The organism is Deinococcus ficus, from assembly GCF_003444775.1.
Lineage (GTDB): Bacteria > Deinococcota > Deinococci > Deinococcales > Deinococcaceae > Deinococcus > Deinococcus ficus.
The window spans coordinates 2550682-2566855 of the sequence record NZ_CP021081.1 but is presented as its reverse complement, the minus strand read 5'-3'; the positions used below and the strand labels follow the sequence as shown (position 1 = coordinate 2566855).

The following is a 16174-nucleotide window of genomic DNA, read 5'->3' as shown; positions in this document are numbered from 1 at the left end:
AACGTCCCGTCAGCGTCCCGGGGCCACCACCCTCACGCCGGCCGCCTCCAGCGCGCGGCGCAGCGCCCCGGCCACCTGCGCGGCCTCCGGGCCGTCCCCGTGCAGGCACAGCGTCCGCGCCGGCACCGCCACCCGCTCGCCCGTCACCGCCCGCACCGCGCCCCGCACGGCGATCTCCACGCCCTGCGCCACCGCCGCGTCCGCGCCCAGCAGGTCACCTGCCTGCCCGCGCGGCCACAGCGTGCCGTCCGGCGCGTATCCGCGGTCCGCGAAGCCCTCCCCGACCTCCCCCAGACCCGCCGCCCGGGCCGCCTCCAGCAGTGCCGACTCCCCGGCCAGGCCGTACACCACCGGCACGCCGCAGGCCACCACCGCCCGCACGACGGCCGCGGCCACCGCCCCGTCCCGCGCCGCGAGGTTGTACAGCGCCCCGTGCGGTTTGACGTGCGCCACCGTCACCCCCTCGGCCGCCGCGACCGCCTGCAGGGCCCGGACCTGCGCCGTCACGAAGGCCGTCACCTCGTCCGGCGTGCAGGGCAGCGCCCGCCGCCCGAAGCCCTCCCGGTCCGGGAAGCCCGGGTGCGCACCCACCTCCACCCCGTGTGCCGCGGCCAGCCGCACGCTGGCCCGCATGGTCGCCTCGTCCCCGGCGTGCCCGCCGCAGGCGACGTTCGCGCTGGTCACCACCGGCATCACCTGCGCCTCGTGCGGACTGCCCTCCCCCAGGTCCGCGTTCAGGTCCATGCGCCGGAGGGAGTCGCTCGGGGTCATGCGTCAGTCTCGCACTCCGGGGCCGCCCGTCCGCCAGTGCCACGCCAGCGTCTGCGCCACGCCCCGCAGGAGGCGCTCCTGCGCGCCCAGCGCCGCCCGCGCCGCCTCCAGGGTCACCACCTGAAACCCCACGCGGTCCCCGGGCCGCAGCTGCCCCAGCCGGGGCACGTCCACGCCCGCCACCACCAGCGGCACCGGATACCCGCCGTGCGTGCCGGCGTCCGGCAACAGCAGGATCGGCTGCCCGTCCGGGGGCAGCTGCACGGCGCCCGGCACCGTCGGCAGGCTCAGCCGCCCCGGGTTGGCCGCCGCGGGCAGCCGGCCCGCGAGCCGCACACCCATCCGGTCGGCCTGCGGCATGACCCGGAAGGCCCGGCCCGGCAGCGCGCGCAGCAGCTCGGGCGTGGCCTCGGCCGTCGGCAGGACCCGCAGCACGTGTGCCGGCCCCACCGGGGTGCGCCCGGCCGGCGCCACCACCCCGGCCGGCGGCACGCCCGGCCGCACCGCGTGCCCGCTCAGGACGTCCCCGGCCCGCAGCGCCCGGCCACCCTGCCCCCCGAAGCCCCCGCGCAGGTCCGTGGACGCGCTGCCGGCCACGCTGGGCACGTTCAGCCCGCCCCGCACGGCCAGCACCGCCCGCAGCCCGCGCGGCGCCGTGCCCACGTCCAGCACCTGCCCGGGTCGCACCGCCACCGCCCGCCACAGCGGAAAGGGCCGGCCGTCCAGCGTCGCCGCGAACGGCGCCCCGCACAGGGCCAGGACCGCCGGGGCGTGCACCCGCAGGCGTGGGCCCCGCAGCGTGACCTCCAGCGCCGCCTCACCCCGCGTGTTGCCCACCAGGGCGCCCGCCAGCCGGAACGCCACCGGGTCCGCCGCGCCTGCCGCCGGGAATCCCTGCGCCCGCGCGCGGCGCCCCGTGTCCTGCACCGTGGTCAGCAGCCCCGGGTGCAGCACCTCCAGTGCCGCGCCGGTCTCAGGCACGCCGGAACCTCACCTGGTCCCCCGCCCGCCACAGCACCGGATCCGGGCGGGACAGGTCCAGAATCGCCGCGTCCGTCTGCCCGATCAGCCGCCAGCCGCCCGGCGTCGCCCGCGGGTACACGCCCGCCCACGGGCCGCCCAGGGCCACGCTGCCCGCCGGCACCCGCTCGCGCGGCGCGTCCAGGCGCGGCACCTGCAACCCCGGCGGCAGGCCCGTCAGAAACGCGAACCCCGGTGTGAACCCCAGGAACGCCACCTCCAGCGTGCAGGCGCACACTGCGTCCACGAACGCCGCCCGTGACAGGCCCGCCTGCGCCGCGCAGTCGTCCAGGTCCGGCCCGTCGAAGCAGACGGGAAGCACCAGCATGTGGGTCGCGCCGGCGTCCTGCTCCGCCAGGGCCGGCCAGCGGGCCACGGCCCCCGCTGCGATCCTCTCCGCGTCCGTCACCAGCGGGTCGAACAGTACCGTCACGGTGCCCAGGGCCGGCACGGCCTCCCGCAGGCCCGGCAGGGGCCACGCGCTCAGCTCCGCCCACAGCGCCCGCGCCCGCGGCGTGTGCAGCACCACCGCCGCCTCGCCCAGCCGCTCCGCCCGGACGTCCGGCCCGCCCCCGGGCGCCGCGCCTTTTGCCGCCCGGCCCGCCTGTTCCCCGGCCGCCTTCATATTCCCGGCATCATTTCACGCCCGCCGCCACTACCCTGAAGGCATGACCCGCCACTTCCGCGTGATCGCCGTGCAACCGAAGTGGCACCCCCACGACTTCACCAGCGACGGCGCCTTCCGCGCCTGGATGCGCGCGCAACTGGACATGGCCCGCCCGCACATCCGCCGCGACCGGCCCACCCTGGTCGTCCTGACCGAACTGAACGCCATGCCGCTCATCCTCCGCGGCGCCCCCTGGGCCGCCCGGCTGCGCACCCTCTCTCAGGCCGGCACGCTGCTGTTCCTCGCCCGGCTGCCCGGCACGCTGCCCCTGCTGCTGCGCGAACGGGTGTCGCCCGCCCGCGCGCTGCAACTGGACGGCACCTGGGCGAACACCGCGCTGTACCTGCACACCTGCCGCGCCCTCGCCCGCGAGTACGGCGTGTACCTCTGCTGCGGCTCCGCGCCCATGCCCCGCCTCGCCCTGCGCGGGGGCCGCCTCACCCGCGAACCCGGTACCCTCACCAACCAGACGGTCATTCTCGATCCGCAGGGCGACCTGATCGGCGTGACCGACAAGATCCATCTCACCCCCGACGAGCAACAGGGCGGCCTGGACCTCACGCCCGGCCGCCTGGAGGACCTGCGGGTGTTCCCCACGCCCGTCGGGGACCTCGGCGTCGCCATCAGCCTCGACGCCTTCCGCGCGGACGTCATCGGCCGCCTGGAAGCGCAGGGCTGCACCGTCCTGCTGCAACCCGACGCGAACGGCAGCGCCTGGACCGCCCAGGAAGGCCTCCCGCCCGACCCCGCCCACCTCCGCGACCAGCCGGTCGCGTGGCTGGAAAGCAGCCACCAGGTCACCACCACCAGCGCCCAGATCCGCTACGCCGTGAACCCCATGGTCGTCGGCAACATCCTCGACCTCACCTTCGACGGCCAGAGCGCCATCACCGGCCGCCCCGAGGACGCCCCCGCACCCCGCCACTACGTCCTCACCGACCCGTGCCCGGGCTTCATTGCCCTGACCCCCTGGGTGGAGGAAGGCGACCCCGACACCCTGCGCCGCACCGGCGAGCACCTCGCCGCGCACAGCGGCCACCCCCGCGAGAACGCCTACCGCACCGACGTCCTCCACGCCGACCTGACCCTGCCCGCCAGCCGCCTGCCCCAGCCCCCCCGCACCCCGCACGAGAACGCCGTGCAGGCCCTGCTCAGCGGCAAAGCCACACCCCCTGCCGCGCCGCGCCGCTGGCCGGTCGTGATCGCCGCCCTTCTCCTCACGGTCCTGGCTGTCCGGCGCCGCAAGCGTTGACAAGCCCGGGGTCCCCCCCTATACTTCCCCTCGCGCTCAGGACAGCCCCTGCGGCGCACCCACCGCAAGGGGGGTTGGCCGAGTGGTTGAAGGCAACGGTCTTGAAAACCGTAGTAGGGCAACCTACCGGGGGTTCGAATCCCTCACCCCTCGCCAAACAGCAGCCACAGAACGGAGAGGTGGGTGAGTGGCTGAAACCGCGTCCCTGCTAAGGACGTATACCGCAAGGTATCGGGGGTTCGAATCCCCCCCTCTTCGCCACACGCACCACAGAATGTGCCCGTAGCTCAGCTGGATAGAGCGTCTGACTACGGATCAGAAGGCCAGGGGTTCGAATCCCTTCGGGCACACCAAAGAAGCCCCCGCGCAAGCGGGGGTTTTCCTTTTCAGTTTCAGCTGGCGGTCAGGTGCTTCACAGGCCCTGTGCTCCCTTCTCCCCGGGCAGGACGGGGGACGCCGGATAAGGCCGGAAGTATTCATCCAGCGTGACGGTCCGGTGGGCCTCGGTGGCGTACGGGAATTCCGCGTTCTCCACCTGCGCAGCGATCACGTGCGCGGGTACGGCGTGCATGCGGGCGGGGTTGCGGGCGAACAGGCTGCTGAGGGGCGGCTGGAAGACCACCAGGGTGGTCAGCCCCCCGTAATCGAAGCCCAGGCGCAGGGGAATGCCGCGGAAGTCCCGGCGGGTGTTCGTGGCGTCCCACACCACCCGGCGCCGGGCCCGCAGGGAGACCCGCAGGCGCTCCTTGGCTTCCTGAAGCACGCGGCCGTTCACGCTCTGGTCCGCGCGTTTCCCGGCCAGTTCCTCCCGCAGGAGGTCCAGGGACACCACGTCGAAGTCCGGCAGGTGGTCGGCCACCCAGCTGCTCTTGCCGGCGCCGCTGGGCCCGCAGGTCACCACCAGCTGCGGGAAGCCCGCGCGGGCCGCGTACCCGCGGGCCACGGCCTCCTCGGGCGTCTGGATCAGGCCGGCCTCGTAATCCAGGATGCCCTGCCCGAGCACGAGGTCCCGGTACTCGGGCGCGAAGGCCGCCAGCTCGCGGGTGATCACCTCCTGCCACGCGGCGTACGGGTCGGTATTCTCCGCGCTCTCCCACACGCCGTACTCCTGCGCGCCGAGGCGGAACAGTTCCAGGTCCTCCAGTTTCGACGCGCGGTCGGCCGCCACCCGACCCCGGATGTCCGCCTGTTCCAGCAGGACCAGCAGCTGCAGGTCAGCCTGCCGGGCCAGCCGCCGGTAGGCCGGGGCGGTCCCCGCCGTCAGGGTCCGGCCGAGGTCGTGGTGGTGCCCGACGAGGCCCATCACGGCGGTGATGATGGGGGCGGGCAGTCCGAGCTCGGGCAGGCGGTAGGCGAGGAAGGACCGGCCCCGGTCGGCGTGCCGGGGGGAGATCACGCGCATCCGGCCCTGGTCGTCCTCGGCGCGGCGGGTGGTGAGCGCCTTCCCGAGATCGTGCAGCACGGCGGCCAGCACGAGCGCCAGCCGCCGGTCCGGGCCCAGCGCGTGCGTGTCGGCCAGCCGGTACGCCTCGCGGAGCACCAGGGTGGTGTGGGCGGCCACGTCGCCCTCGCCGTGCCATTCGGGGTCCTGCGGCGTGCGGTGCAGGTCGGCCAGCAGCGGAATCTCCCCGCCCAGCGCCTCCACGAAGTCCCCGAAGGCGGGCGCGGCACCGGCGTGCAGGTCTCGCAGGAAGGGATGCACGGGACTCATGATGCCCCCTTCAGCCCGTTCGGGGTCACGGCCCGGCGCAGCCAGTGCTCGTCCGTCTGCACGTGGTCGGCCCGCACCCACTTCGCCACCCGCTCCCCGAACCGAGCGTACGGGAAGGCCGCGGCCGTCCGCACCACGTAACCCTCCGTGCGGGCCTCGTCCACCTCCAGGCGGCGGATCAGCGCCTCGTTCCATACCCCCCGGTACAGCACGGTCGGGACCGGCACGCCCAGCTCCTCCGCCCACAGCAGCGTGTCGTCCCAGCTCAGGCAGGTGTTCGCCTCGTCCCACACGCTGAACAGGTAGAAGTACGACTCCAGGTTCTCGTACGCCAGGGAATGCCGGGCGTACAGGTTCTCCCCGCACGCCCGCCAGCCGGCCGGCAGCCGGTACCCGACCCGGCCCTGCAGCGCCTTCACCCAGTCCCGCGACGGGTGCGGCCGGGGGTCGAGCGACCGGGCGTGCAGGCCGTCGCGGTACAGCGTGGTGTTCTCGCCGTCCATCTTCTCCGTCACCACGACCTCCTGACCCTCGAAGTGCCGGACGTCCGCCATGCGCGTGTCGTCGCTGCTCGCCCCCGGCGACCACGGCAGGTGCGGCGTGCGCGGGTACTTCACGCGGTCCATCAGTGCCCTCCGGGGACCGCCGCAGCGGCCGCCGGCCAGTGCCCACGTCGCACGAGGTGGGCGATAAGCGCCGCGATGTTCCAGGCGTCGTCGCCGCCCTGGTGGCGGGTGCGCACCAGCGGCAGGCCGGCGTGCACCAGCGCCTGCGCCATGCCGGGCCGGGGCAGGCCGAACGCCGCCGCGTACACGGCCTTGGCGTTCGTGTGCCGCGCCCCGAAGGGGAAGGGCGCCTGCCCCGCCTGCCGCTGAAACTGCCGGCGGTCGTACTCTCCCCAGCTCGCCCACGGGCGCAAATCACTGCGGTAGTCCCGGCGCAGCACCCCACAGGCCTCTGGGAAGGTCAGACCCGCCGCCACGGCCTCGGGCGTCAGGGACGTCAGCGCCGTGCAGAAGGCACTCACCTGCGACCGCTCCGGCCGCACGATCAGGCTGCGCCGTTCCACGCACTCCAGGGTGCGCAGGTCCAGCACGCACACGCCCACCTCAATGATCTCGCTCACCTGCCCCGACGGCGGCGGGCCCGCCCAGCAGGTGGCCTCCACATCAATCACGTTCAGCAGCGCATTCAGGGGTTCCGGAGTCATGGCAGGTGTCCTTCCGCCGCCTTCCGGCAGCTGTCCCGTCACAGTAGGGCGCGGTGACTGAAAGGGCATCCGCCAGCGGCCTATCACGCCCTAGGCGCAGTGGCGGACCGGTCCGCTCAGTTCGGCAGCGGCGGGGGCGTGCCCTGGGCCAGCACCACCCACAGGCGGCGCAGGTCCTCCTCCGCCTGCCCTTCTTCCAGGTGCAGGGCGTTGGTGGTCAGGTTCGCCACCGTCCACCAGCCGAGCCGCTCGGCCAGCGCGCGGGCGATTGCGGCGTCTCCCTGCACCTCGCTCCACAGCCCGGGCAGGTCGCCACCGGGACTCGTCGCCTCGTCGGCTGCCTCCAGCAGGTCCGGGGGCAGCGCCTCCCCGGCCTCGTGGTACCGGTCCCAGCACAGGGTGTTCACGGTGTCCAGCAGCACCCGGCCGTCCAGGTCCACCCGCGCCAGACTGCGCGTCAGGTAGACGCCGATGTCGAGAAACACCTCCGTTCCCTGCGCGAGTCCCGGGGTGGCGGGCTGGCGGGTCCGGACCACCTGGGCGGCGAACGTGGCCTGAAGGGCGCTCAGGGCCGCCCGGGCCTGCTCACTGGTGAAGAGGCCCTGCAGCCGCGCCTCGATCTCGGCCGCGGCCCGGTCCTGACGGGAGCGTGGGGTCATGTGAGTCCTCGGGCGTTCATGGTCGGGGTGAAGGGCGGGAAAGAGGAGCAACAGGCTGGGCTTCACTCTGCCATGCCGGGGCATGGGGAGACCGGGCCGGGAAGTCCCCATGCCTCACGGTTGCTCTCACGCATTTTCACTTTCCCTTCACGTATCAGCGCACTATCATCGGCAATTGCGATGTCAGACCTGCATTACCTGCTGATCCTGCTCACCCTCGCCGCCTGGTTCTACGCCGTGGTGACCATCCGCAACGACGCCAGCCGCCTGCACTACCGCGACCGTCCCCTGTTCTGGCGGGCCGTGACGCCCCTGCTGGCGGCCCTGGCCGGCGTGATCATGCTGCTGGGCCTGGCCCTGCTGCTCGAAGGTCAGGCGGCGCTGCTGTGGGCAGCCCTGCCGGTCGGCGCCCTGGGCGCCGCGGCGGCCTGGTGGGTGGATCTGGACCCCCAGCGCGTCGTGCGCCGCTCCCGCTGAGAAGTCTACACACCCACCCCCGGCTGGCCGCACAGGTCAGACCGGGGAGTTTTCCTTTCTTGGTCAGTTCAGGTTGATCATGCTGCCGCGGATGTCCACCATGCCGCCGCCCCCGTCGATGGAGATCCCGGCGTTCGCCTTGAGCTCGATGCGGCTGTTGCCCTTGATGCGCACCGTGCCGGACGACGTGTCAATGATCACCTCGTTCCCGCTCTTGTCCTTCAGGTGAATGCTGGGCGAGGAGCCGTCCTTGAGGGTCACGGTCTGGTTCCCGCTCGTCTGGATGGCGACCGAGGGGGCCTTCTTGTCGTCGTTCAGGACGACCGTGTGATTCCCGCTGGTCTTGATGGTCACCTTCGGCGGGTCGCTGCCCTCGGGGTCGTCGAAGACGAGTTCGTGACCCAGCCGGGTGCGCAGGGTGCGTTTGATGACCTTGCCGTTCTTCACGGTCTTCCCGGACGGTTGCGGAGGCTGGTCGTTGCCGTTCCAGAGGCCCCCGAGGATGTACGGGTGGTGAATGTCGCCGTGCTCGAAGCCGACCAGCACCTCGTCGTTCACCTCGGGCAGCACGTGCGTGCCGCGGTGACTGCCGCCGCCGATGTTCACCACGCGGGCCCAGTCGCTCTCGTCGTCCTCGGTCAGGGCGGGAAGTTTCACCTTCACGCGGCCCTGGTTTTCCGGGTCGTCGTTGTTCGTGACGATCCCGATCATCAGGCCCTGGATGGGCGTGTACCCCTGCTCGCCCTGCCCGGCGCTGGAGCGGACCAGGGTGGCCAGCGAGTCGGCCTGGCTGCCGCTCACCACGAACTCCGTGCTGTAGCCCTCGCCGTTGCGGTACAGGTGGCGCACGCTGCTCGCCACGTACTCCCCGCTGAAGCGCTGCCCGACGTTCCGGACGCTCAGAATGTTCCCGGCGGTCAGGCGAGGGTACCCGGCGCTCGTGCCGCGCGCTTCCAGCAGGTGCTCGGCCGTCACGTTCCGCTGCGCCTCGGCGATGGCGGCGGCGTAGCCCTGGTCGCGCACGATCAGGGTGCTGGACGTCTCGTCGGCCGGCATGTTGAACGCCTGCTGCGCGACCTGCTCGCTCTGCGTGCCCTCGGCCACCTGCGCCTTCCCGCGGCCCTTGGTGGCCTGCCCCACCACCGCGCGTTTCTGCTGCGGGTCCCAGGAGCGCACGGTGTGCTTGCTGGTCTGCTTCATGCTGGTCAGGCGCGGCAAAAACTCGTACAGGTTGTCGCCCCAGGTCAGCGTGATGGGCGTGTCCCCCTTCAACGGCTCGCAGTGGAGGTTGTTTCCGTCGGCGTACAGGATCATGCCCAGCCGCGAGGCCCGCTCCCGCAGGAACGCCAGGTTCGTCTGGTTGTGCTGCAGCACGTACGGGTGCACCACCCCGCCCCCCTGCACCTTCGCGCTCATGCCGGCCTCCCCGGCCAGCTTCTTCACGAGGTCCATGTCGCTCACGTTCTGAAACGAGCGCGTGTGCGTGCCGCGCGCCAGGCGGTGCAGCCGGTCGAAGGCCCGCAGCCGCAATTGCTGCGTGGCCTGCGTGTAGCGGGGCTCGATCTCCACGATCTCCCCGTCGAACACCGTCTCCTCATTCTTCTGCACGCGGGCCACGACCTTGATCTTCGTGCCCAGCTTCAGCTTCTCGTCGTCCACCAGGTTGCCCAGCGGATCGCGGAAGGTGACGGTCGCCACGTCCGGCAGCTGCAGGCTGCTCTCCACCTGGATCTCGTCGATCTGCTCGAACAGGCCGCGGTCCATGTCCTGCCCGTCGATCTTCAGGAACAGGATGCTGACCGCGCCGTCCGTGGGGCGCTGGGCGGTGCGCGCCGCCGTCACAGGCGGCCCTGGCCGGCCGCGGTGTAACGCGGGTCGTTGGCCGGGTTGGTGTTCTTCCGGATGTCTGCACTGATGGAGTACGTGCTCAGGCCCTTCTTGCCGTAGAAGTGCGTGGCCTCGTCCGCCTGCGTCAGCGTGACCTTCACGATGGACCGCACCGGCGTGCCGTCCGGCATGAACAGCGTGAACTGCTGCTCCATGCTCTCGATGAACGCCGCGAAATGCCACGTGCCGCCCCACTGGAACAGCACCTTCGGCGGCGTTTCCTTGTCGATGGCCTTGTTCGCCGCCGGCGACTTGCTGCCGGGCTTGATGCGCGTCAGCGCCCACAGCCGCTGCGTGTACTTGCGCACGTCCTCGACCTGCCCGGCCGCCTTGCGCTGCGCGTACGTGTCGAAAAACAGCTCCAGGGTCATGCTGGCGGGCGTGCCGCCCTGGTACACGCGGTTGCCGGCCTCGCTGGTGTCGTTGGACTGGTTGCCCCACTTCACGGTGCGGGACACCGTGTATTCCCGCGGGTTGAACATGCACTCGATCGGTGCGCCCTCATTGCCGTTGCCGTCGACGGGCACGATACAGGCTTTTGCGAACATGGGACCCTCCTGGAATGGCGTGAATAAGGCGGGGAAGGAAAAGGGGGGGTGCCGGGCGGGGCCGCGCCGGCCGACCCTGAGAGTCTACTGGCAGCCGCTGGGCTGCGCGACGCCAGGCCGGTACGCGCACCAGCGTTCCTGCGGTCCGCGCGCGGTGTACGTGCCCCGGAAGCTCTGCCGGGAGGTGTCCAGGGTCAGCACGATCTTGAAGTCCTTCAGGTCCGGGGAGGACGCCACCAGCGTCTGCCCGGCGAAACTGATGTCCAGCGGCAGGTCCCGCAGGTTGTCCCGCTCGCTGACGAAGGTGCCGCTGGCGCTGCGGCCCTGCACGTTCGTGATCGTGAACGTCCCGAAGGGGTGCTTCCAGGTGCCCTGCAGGTCCCGGTAGGGGCTCTGCCCGTCCACGGCCTGCTGCCGCACCGGCACCCGGAGCGGCCACACGATGCTGCCGATCTTCAGGGTGTAGGTGGTCGTCTCGCCCGGCATCAGCGTGACGCTGCCCACGGCGGGCTGCGCGCCGGGAATCCCGTCGATGACGACGTTCTGGGTGTTCAGGACCTTCCAGCTGAGCTTCACGCTCTCGCCGGCGCGGATGGTGGGCGGGTTGGCAGTGAAGTACACGAGCTTCGGCGCGGCCTGCGTCGTTTCCGGCGGCTGGGGCGGAGTGACCGGGGCGCCCGGGCGGACGACCACGCCGGCGGAACTGCTGGCGTTCCCGGCGGTCAGCTGGAACGTGCTGGTCTTCGTCACCACGAAGCTGATCTTGCCGGTGGCGGGGTAGGTCCTGTTCGAGAGGCCGGCCGGCAGGTTGGCGATGCGGACGGTGGGCACGCCACTGGCCTTCCAGGTCAGGGTGACCTTCTCGCCGGCGTTCACCACGGCCGGTTCGGCCTTGAAGCCCTGGATCTGCGCGGGGAGCGGCGTCACGGTGACCTGCGCGGTGCTGGTGGCCTGCCGGGCCCGCAGGGTGTACGTGGTGGTCTTGGTGACCCGCACGGTGGTCTTGCCCTGGGCGGGCCAGCTGCCGTCCGCGTTCGGGCCGCGCACGCCGTCGATCTTCACGGCGGTGGCGTTCGCCACGTCCCAGGAGAGCACGGCGGTGCCGCTGCCGCTGAAGCTGCCCGGCGTGGCCTGGAACGCGCGGATCTGGGCGGGCGGCAGGTTCAGGGCGACGGGCGCCCGCGCGACCTGGTCCCCGGCGGTGAGCACGAAGGTGGTGCTGGCCTTCACGGGCACGCTGGTCTGACCCTTGGCGGGCCACAGGCCCTTGGCGAGCGGGCCGGGCACGCCCTTGAGGCGCACGGCGTCCGCGTTCGCCACGTCCCAGGTCAGGGTGACGTTCCCGGCGGCGGTCAGGGTGGCGGGGCTGGCCGTGAAGGTGTTGACCTTCACCGGGAGCGGCACGACCTTCACCGTGCGGGGAATGTCGATCTTGCCGCCTTTGCGCAGGTAGACGCGCAGGGTGTAGGTGGTCGTGCGGTTCAGGTTCTCCACGGTCTGTGAGCCGGTCGTTTCAAACACCCCGTCACGCGGGCCTTTGAGCGGCAGGATCAGCACGTTCTTGAACCCGGGCGCGTTCCAGTTCAGGTTCACGTCGCCCTTGCCCTGAATGAGCATGGGGTCGGCCGTGAAGGTGATCTTGCCGATGTTGGCCTTCTCCTCGGCCTGCAGGCGTTTTTCTTCCTCCTGCTTGAGGCGTATCTCTTCGGCTTTTTTCTTCGCCTCGGCGTCCACGGGGCGGACCGTGAGGGTGACGGCCTTGGTGTCCTGCACGCCCTCGTCGTTCATGGCGGTCACCACGATCTGGGTCGTGGCGGGCGGCACGGTGGTGAGGGTCTCGGTGCCGAAGGCGCTGACGGTCTGGGCGCCGCCCATGCCGCTTTGCAGCGTCACGCTGCTGGCGCTCTCGGTCTTCCAGCTGATCTGGATGGGCTGCGTGGAGTCGCTGTCGATCACGGTGGGCGAGACGGTCAGGGCCGTGACCTTGGGCGCGGCGGCGGCCACTTCCAGGCGGGCGGTGGCGGTGGTGGTCGTGTTGTTCCCGCCGCGGGCGTTGATGGTGTAGGTGGTGGTGGCGCTGGGCGTCACGGCCTGCATGCCGCTGGCCTTCACGGTGCCCAGGCCCTCGATGGTAACGCTGGTGGCGTCCTCAACCTGCCACTTGAGCATGGCCTTGCCGCCGCGGGTGATCTTCTCGGGGTTGACCTTGAAGAACAGGATCTGCGCGCCGGCGACCGTGACGGTGGCGGAGTCCTCGGCGGTTTCGGTGCCGTTGCGGGCGACGATCTTGAGGTTCAGGTCCTTGCTGGGCACGAAGGTGCGCGTGCCGCTGGCGGGGACCTGCCCGAGTTCGCTGATGCTGACCTGCCCGGCGTCCTTGACGCGCCAGGTGATCGTGACGGGCTTGTTCCCGGCGACGCGGGCGGGGCTGACCTTGAATTCCTCGATGACAGGCCGCGCGAACTTCGGGCTGATGGTCAGGGTCCGGCTGCGTTTCGTGCCGATCAGGTTGCGGGCCTCGATGGTGTACTTCTGTTCCTTGCTGATGCCGGCCGGGAGTTTGAAGGTGCCGTCCACCGGGAGGCTCTGGCCGTTCTCGCCGAGTTCCACGATCTTCACGCGGCGGGCCTTGTCGGTGTCCCAGCGCAGCGTGAAGGGCTGCCCGGGCCGGATGGCGTTCTCGGCGACGTCGGTGTCGAAGTCGTTGATGGCGGGCGGGCGGGTCAGCCACCAGATCAGCAGGCCCAGCAGCAGCAGCAGGATCGGCAGCAGCCACAGCGGGATCAGCGGCATGTGGTGCAGCTGCGCCTCGGCGCTGGTGACGTTGGGTTTGTCCTCGCGGTCGTCCAGGGCGTCCTTGACGTCCACGGTGAAGGGGTGCTGCGAGGCCATGCCCACCCAGCGCAGCGGCACGCGGACCTGCATTTCCTCCTGCACGCTCTGCCCGGCCTTGAGGGGAATCACGGCGGGGAGGTTTTCGAGCTTGATGCGACCCTCGCCGGCCAGCGCCTGCCGGAACAGCTGCCCGCCGCGCATGAGCGCCTCGGCCTGCAGCTGCCGGGTGGCTTCCCGCGCGACCTGCGTGGGGTCCACGACCCGCGGCATGACCATGCCGGGCCGCCCGACGAACTGGTCGAGGTGAATCAGTTCCTGCGGGCGGGGCAGCCAGCGGATCTGGCCTTCGGTGTCCTGCAGTGCGGGCGTGAACACCCCGTCGATGTTGCTGCGGTTTTCCAGTTTGAAGGTGTAGCGGGTGCGGCGCCAGGTGCGGCGCATGGGCGGCGTGATGGTGGCGATCACGTCCTGGAACGGCGCGACGTCCACCTTCAGGGCGGCGCGGCCGTACTGGGCGGTGTCCTCGCGGGAACGGGCCAGGATGGTCGCGTCGTACGTGCCGGCGCGGCTGTCGCTGGTTTTCGGGGCGAGCAGCGTCAGGGTGGCGCTCGTCTGCGTGCCGGGGTTGAGCTGCACCTCGGTGTACGGGTTCTGCAGCCACGCGGCGGGAATCCCGTCGATGCTGAGCTGGAAGTGGTCCACCGTCTGCCCGGTGTTCGCCAGCAGCACCTCGAGCTGCCGGGCCTGCCCGGGCACGAGCGTGAGGCGCTCTTCCTGCGGCTTGACCACGATGCGCGCCCGGGCCTTCTGCTCTTCCGGGCCCAGCACGACCAGCCAGTAGGGCCGCAGGTACAGCGGCGTGCGGTACGGCCAGCGCAGCCGCGTCATGGGCGTGAGCGGCAGGCCGTCCATCAGCGTGCCGTTCGTGGCGGTCAGCTCGGTGACGTACGGCACGCCATTCGTGAACTCCACGCTGAGGTGGTGGCGGCTCACACCGGCGTGCTCCAGCAGCACCGTGTTCCCGGGCGCGCGCCCGACCGTGGACGTCCCGGCCGCCAGCGGCACGTTGCGCAGCAGCTCGTGGCGTTCGCTGTACACCAGCAGGCGCGGCTGCGTCCCGCTGGACGGCTCCGTCACCTCCGGCGGGGTGGGCATGACCGGCAGTGTCGGCAGCCGCACGGTGGGCTCCGGCCCGCCGGGCATCAGGCCGTTCAGGACGAGTTGCAGCGCCTGTTCAAGCTCCTCGGCGCTGGCGTAGCGGTCCTCGGGGGATTTCGCCAGGCAGGTGAGGATGATCTCCTCGAGCGCTTCGGGGATGTCCGGGCGCAGCGCGCTCGGCTGGCGCGGCGCGACATGCTGGTGTTTTTCCAGCGCGTCCGCAGCGTCCCGGATGTCGAAGGGCACCATCCCGGTCGCCAGTTCGTACAGGATCAGGCCCAGCGTGTAGATGTCGGTGCGCAGTTCGTTGCGCACCCCACGGGTCTGCTCCGGGCTGGTGTACGCCAGGGCGTTCACGACCACCCGGTCGTGCGTGCCGCTGGCGCCCACGCGCAGCTCGGCCAGCCCGAAGTCCGCGAGCTGCACCAGGTACCCGGTGTGGCCCAGCAGGGCGCGGCCCGGCTGGAGCAGCAGGTTCTCGGGTTTCAGGTCGCCGTGCATCAGGCCCTGTGCGTGCGCGTGCGCCAGGCCGTTGGCAGCCTGACGGATCATTTCCACGACCGTCACGATCGGCAGGCCCTGCGCCGCGCGGCCCTGGCGCTGCAGCAGCTGCCGCGCCGAGCCCTGCTGCGCCAGGTCCATGGCGTAGAAGGCGTGCTTCTCGCGCTGCTCCAGCAGCCCGGTGGGCAGGATGTGCGGGTGGCGCAGCGTGCTGACCTTGATCAGCAGCCGCTCCAGTTGCATCAGCAGGAAGGACTGCGCGACGTTCGCGTCGTCCACGAGCCGCACGGCCACCTCGCGGTTCTCGTCGAGGTCGGTGGCGGCGTGCACGGGGCCGAGCCACCCGCCCCCCAGGGGACGGTGCAGCTGGTACTGGTAGAAGAGTCGGCTGTCAGTCATGGGGCAGGGAAGGGGTGCGGCGGGGACGCGGGAGAGGGCTCGGGAGCCGGGGCGGGGGAGCCGGCGGCAGCTCGGTGGGGGGCGGGGGGGTGGCCTGCGGGGCGGCCAGCACCGGTTCCGGTGGCGGGGGCGTGGCCTCGTCCGGCTGGTCCGGCGCGGCCGGGCGGGCGGTGGGGGCGTCCACGAATTCCACCTCGATCAGCGCGTGCGCGGGCGCGTGCTGGTGAATGAAGCGCGTGACCGCGTCGCGGCCCGCCAAGTCCTCCCCGTCCGGGGAGTCGGGGAGGCGCACGGTGAGCGTGTGCGGCCGGGTCTGGTCCTCGATCAGCACCGGCCGCACGCCGTACACGGTCTCCAGCGCGCGGCTCAGGCCGTAGCGGGTGCCGCGCCAGCGGTACAGGTTGACCACCTCGTGCATCCAGGCCCGCTGCCGGCCTTCCGGCCAGTGCCCTTCCAGCGGCGCGCCCAGCCAGCCGGCCATCCAGCCGAGCACTTCCGGCGGGCACAGCCGCGCGTCGAAGTGCGCGTCCAAGTGGTTCTGCCGCACCTGCAGCGGCTCCCAGATCGTCTCGAAGACCTTCAGCAGCTGCCCCAGCAGCGGGGATTCCTGAAAGAAGGGCGGCAGGAACTGGTGGTACAGCGCGGCGCCGCCCGGCTGCGGCTGCGGCGCCGGATACGTCGGCACCGGGGGCCGGACGGGCACGGTGCCCAGTTCCCCCTGCGCGACCACCTGCCCGCGCGGGCGGGGCTGCTGCACGTCCGGGGCGGGGCGGTCCTCGGGCAGGAACGCGACCGTGAACGGCCCGATCTGGATCTCGTCGCCCTGTTCCAGGCGGTGCGGCTGGTGCGGGGAGAGCCGCTGGCCGTTCACAAAGGTCAGGTGCGGCTCGGCGCTGAGCATGGTGAGCAGGTACACGCCGCCCTCCACGCTGATCTCGGCGTGCCGGATGGCGACCGCCGAATCCCTCAGCGGCAGGCCGTTGTCGGGCGTGCGTCCGATGGACAGCAGCCGCATCTCCAGCGGCAGCAGGCGCAGCACCTCGCCCTGCCGGCGAACCTGAAGCTGCGCCATCAGCCGT

At 71.7% G+C, this 16174-nt stretch carries 13 protein-coding genes and 3 tRNA genes; 5 read left to right on the top strand and 11 right to left on the bottom strand.

The genetic code is table 11. The features are described 5' to 3' along the window. Positions 1–9 precede the first annotated feature (9 nt). From DFI_RS12570 to DFI_RS12560, 3 genes are read right to left on the bottom strand one after another with little or no spacing between them, the layout of a single operon-like run. Positions 10–771, bottom strand: coding sequence for a LamB/YcsF family protein (locus tag DFI_RS12570; protein ID WP_027463810.1), 762 nt, complete (start codon positions 769–771; stop codon positions 10–12). Between the two features lie 3 nt (positions 772–774). After that, positions 775–1752 (bottom strand): 5-oxoprolinase subunit C family protein, encoded by a 978-nt coding sequence (locus tag DFI_RS12565; RefSeq protein WP_244940274.1) that lies wholly within the window; start codon positions 1750–1752, stop codon positions 775–777. Next, entirely contained in the window at positions 1745–2416 is a 672-nt protein-coding gene (locus tag DFI_RS12560; protein ID WP_081425945.1) for a 5-oxoprolinase subunit B family protein, read from the bottom strand. Before DFI_RS12560 ends, DFI_RS12565 begins: the two co-directional genes overlap by 8 nt. Positions 2417–2459: 43 nt before the next feature. On the opposite strand from DFI_RS12560, the gene DFI_RS12555 reads away from it, so the two are divergent. From DFI_RS12555 to DFI_RS12540, 4 genes are all read left to right on the top strand, one after another. Then, positions 2460–3710, top strand: coding sequence for a nitrilase-related carbon-nitrogen hydrolase (locus DFI_RS12555; protein ID WP_027463807.1), 1251 nt, complete (start codon positions 2460–2462; stop codon positions 3708–3710). Positions 3711–3778: 68 nt separating this feature from the next. Then, a tRNA-Ser gene (locus tag DFI_RS12550) sits at positions 3779–3866 on the top strand. A 17-nt stretch (positions 3867–3883) separates the two neighbouring features. Then, positions 3884–3971 (top strand) — tRNA-Ser (locus tag DFI_RS12545). A gap of 15 nt (positions 3972–3986) precedes the next feature. Continuing rightward, positions 3987–4063: transfer RNA gene (locus DFI_RS12540), tRNA-Arg, on the top strand. A gap of 59 nt (positions 4064–4122) precedes the next feature. Here the strand turns inward: DFI_RS12540 and DFI_RS12535 are convergent. The 4 genes from DFI_RS12535 to DFI_RS12520 all read right to left on the bottom strand — a co-directional run bounded on the left by DFI_RS12535 (position 4123) and on the right by DFI_RS12520 (position 7290). Beyond that, positions 4123–5421 (bottom strand): AAA family ATPase, encoded by a 1299-nt coding sequence (locus DFI_RS12535; RefSeq protein WP_162899078.1) that lies wholly within the window; start codon positions 5419–5421, stop codon positions 4123–4125. Next, entirely contained in the window at positions 5418–6047 is a 630-nt protein-coding gene (locus tag DFI_RS12530; RefSeq protein ID WP_027463806.1) for an RNA ligase family protein, read from the bottom strand. The genes DFI_RS12535 and DFI_RS12530 overlap by 4 nt, the downstream gene beginning before the upstream one ends. Then, a complete protein-coding gene (locus DFI_RS12525; RefSeq protein WP_027463805.1) occupies positions 6047–6631 on the bottom strand; it encodes a 3'-5' exonuclease in 585 nt (194 codons plus the stop codon). The genes DFI_RS12530 and DFI_RS12525 overlap by 1 nt, the downstream gene beginning before the upstream one ends. A 116-nt stretch (positions 6632–6747) precedes the next feature. Beyond that, positions 6748–7290 carry a hypothetical protein gene (locus tag DFI_RS12520; RefSeq protein ID WP_027463804.1) on the bottom strand — a complete coding sequence of 181 codons (543 nt, stop codon included), beginning with the start codon at positions 7288–7290 and terminating at the stop codon, positions 6748–6750. A 180-nt stretch (positions 7291–7470) separates the two neighbouring features. Here DFI_RS12520 and DFI_RS12515 point away from each other — a divergent pair, with 180 nt between their 5' ends. After that, positions 7471–7767: a hypothetical protein gene (locus tag DFI_RS12515; RefSeq protein WP_027463803.1), complete on the top strand. Its 297-nt coding sequence runs from the start codon at positions 7471–7473 to the stop codon at positions 7765–7767. A gap of 63 nt (positions 7768–7830) precedes the next feature. Here the strand turns inward: DFI_RS12515 and DFI_RS12510 are convergent, their stop codons facing one another. The 4 genes from DFI_RS12510 to DFI_RS12495 form a co-directional block, all read right to left on the bottom strand. Further along, complete coding sequence (locus tag DFI_RS12510; protein WP_027463802.1) at positions 7831–9609, bottom strand: VgrG-related protein; 1779 nt, start codon at positions 9607–9609, stop codon at positions 7831–7833. Then, a complete protein-coding gene (locus DFI_RS12505) occupies positions 9606–10202 on the bottom strand; it encodes a CIS tube protein (protein ID WP_051308134.1) in 597 nt (198 codons plus the stop codon). Before DFI_RS12505 ends, DFI_RS12510 begins: the two co-directional genes overlap by 4 nt. Before the next feature lie 84 nt (positions 10203–10286). After that, a complete protein-coding gene (locus DFI_RS12500; RefSeq protein WP_027463801.1) occupies positions 10287–15095 on the bottom strand; it encodes an FHA domain-containing serine/threonine-protein kinase in 4809 nt (1602 codons plus the stop codon). Continuing rightward, positions 15088–16167: an FHA domain-containing protein gene (locus DFI_RS12495; protein ID WP_081425944.1), complete on the bottom strand. Its 1080-nt coding sequence runs from the start codon at positions 16165–16167 to the stop codon at positions 15088–15090. The genes DFI_RS12500 and DFI_RS12495 overlap by 8 nt, the downstream gene beginning before the upstream one ends. Positions 16168–16174 lie beyond the last annotated feature (7 nt).

Excerpts from the sequence above, each read along its gene's own strand:
- DFI_RS12500 (WP_027463801.1), bottom strand. The coding sequence starts at position 15,095 with ATGACTGACAGCCGACTCTTCTACCAGTACCAGCTGCACCGTCCCCTG.
- DFI_RS12505 (WP_051308134.1), bottom strand. The coding sequence starts at position 10,202 with ATGTTCGCAAAAGCCTGTATCGTGCCCGTCGACGGCAACGGCAATGAG.
- DFI_RS12530 (WP_027463806.1), bottom strand. The coding sequence starts at position 6,047 with ATGGACCGCGTGAAGTACCCGCGCACGCCGCACCTGCCGTGGTCGCCG.
- DFI_RS12570 (WP_027463810.1), bottom strand. The coding sequence starts at position 771 with ATGACCCCGAGCGACTCCCTCCGGCGCATGGACCTGAACGCGGACCTG.
- DFI_RS12555 (WP_027463807.1), top strand. The coding sequence starts at position 2,460 with ATGACCCGCCACTTCCGCGTGATCGCCGTGCAACCGAAGTGGCACCCC.
- DFI_RS12535 (WP_162899078.1), bottom strand. The coding sequence starts at position 5,421 with ATGAGTCCCGTGCATCCCTTCCTGCGAGACCTGCACGCCGGTGCCGCG.
- DFI_RS12515 (WP_027463803.1), top strand. The coding sequence starts at position 7,471 with ATGTCAGACCTGCATTACCTGCTGATCCTGCTCACCCTCGCCGCCTGG.
- DFI_RS12525 (WP_027463805.1), bottom strand. The coding sequence starts at position 6,631 with ATGACTCCGGAACCCCTGAATGCGCTGCTGAACGTGATTGATGTGGAG.
- DFI_RS12560 (WP_081425945.1), bottom strand. The coding sequence starts at position 2,416 with ATGAAGGCGGCCGGGGAACAGGCGGGCCGGGCGGCAAAAGGCGCGGCG.
- DFI_RS12495 (WP_081425944.1), bottom strand. The coding sequence starts at position 16,167 with ATGGCGCAGCTTCAGGTTCGCCGGCAGGGCGAGGTGCTGCGCCTGCTG.
- DFI_RS12520 (WP_027463804.1), bottom strand. The coding sequence starts at position 7,290 with ATGACCCCACGCTCCCGTCAGGACCGGGCCGCGGCCGAGATCGAGGCG.